Annotated in this window: 1 protein-coding gene and 1 pseudogene; both read right to left on the reverse strand. The window is 43.2% G+C overall.

The features are described 5' to 3' along the window. Positions 1-82 precede the first annotated feature (82 nt). Positions 83-292 (reverse strand): annotated as a pseudogene (locus HMPREF3119_RS19555) (tyrosine-type recombinase/integrase); the annotation flags it as partial. Positions 293-319: 27 nt separating this feature from the next. Next, positions 320-1359, reverse strand: a 1040-nt coding sequence (locus HMPREF3119_RS00330) for a tyrosine-type recombinase/integrase (protein ID WP_070577925.1), incomplete at its 5' end; no start/stop codon positions are given.

Raw genomic sequence — 1359 nt, forward strand, 5'->3', positions numbered from 1 at the left:
CTTACATATTTTATAATATAAAAAAATAAAACACATCGATATAGCCATCTTTATGCCCGAACGTAAAGATGGCTATTAAATATTACTTAAAATTCACATTAACAACATTATCCAAACTGTCCTCCAACTCATCCATGTAGTCTGCATACCACTGCATCATTTCTCTGCGTTCATCCATATACTGAGCATGATTATACGTGCCACGGATCGCATTCTTATCGATATGCGCAAGCTGAGTCTCAATCCAGGCAGAGTTATAGCCCTTCTCATGCAAAATCGTGCTCGTCGCGTGGTGAAAAACTCTTGTACGCACTACGAATCAATTCTGTTTATTGATATCCATTGGGTTATTTACTTTTGCATAATCAAAAGGGGAAATGGTTTGCTCTCTGTTAGCATCCAGGAAATCAGCCCACCATTGCAGCATCAGTCTGCGTTCTTCAAGAAACTCCGCTTTGTGAATATAAGCTGCACGTACGCCATTACGTTCCTGGTGACTCATCTGGCGTTCTACCGCATCTCTTGACCATAATCCTGATTCGATCAATGAACTACAGGCCATAGCTCTGAAGCCGTGACCACAAACATCAATTTTCGTATCATATCCCATAAGTCGTAATGCATTATTTACCGTATTTTCACTCATTGGTTTCCAGGGATTGTGATCACCCGTGAAAATTAATTCATGCTCACCGCTGATAGTGTGAATCACCCGCAGGATATCTAGTGCCTGAGTTGAAAGTGGTACCAGGTGCTCTGTACGCATTTTTGAGCCACGATGAGAGAATTTTACGCCTTTAATTGGTTCCCGTTCCGGAGGGATAGTCCACATGGCTTTTTCAAAATCTATCTCGGGCCAGCGGGCAAAGCGAAATTCACTGGAGCGGATAAATATCAGCAAAGAAAGCTGTGTAGCCAGTCTGGTCATGATTTGTCCCCGGTAAGTATCAAGACGTTCCAGTAACTCAGATATCCGACTCAGTGGCAATGCAGGTCTGTGCTGCCGTTTAACTGTGGCCAGCGCCCCCGCCATATCGGTAGCGGGATTATAATCAATGATCCCAGACTGTGCGGCATATCTCATGATAGCGGAGATTCGCTGTTGAAGACGGGCTGCTACTTCATAAATCTCTTTAGCTTCAGCAGCTTTAACCGGAATAAGTAAATCAGGTGTTTTCAGTGATGTAATATCCCGTGAACCAATGTAAGGGAAAACATGCGTCTGAAGGCTTTTCCATGTTTTTTCCCTGTGGGATTCTGACCAGGTTTTGTTGCTTTTATGCCAAAGTCCGGCAATGGCTTCAAAGCTTTGTGAAGCATCTGGTAAAGCTTTCTTTATCCGTTTCTGTTCACAAGGGT

The sequence above is a fragment of the Morganella sp. HMSC11D09 genome (assembly GCF_001807955.1).
GTDB lineage: Bacteria > Pseudomonadota > Gammaproteobacteria > Enterobacterales > Enterobacteriaceae > Morganella > Morganella morganii.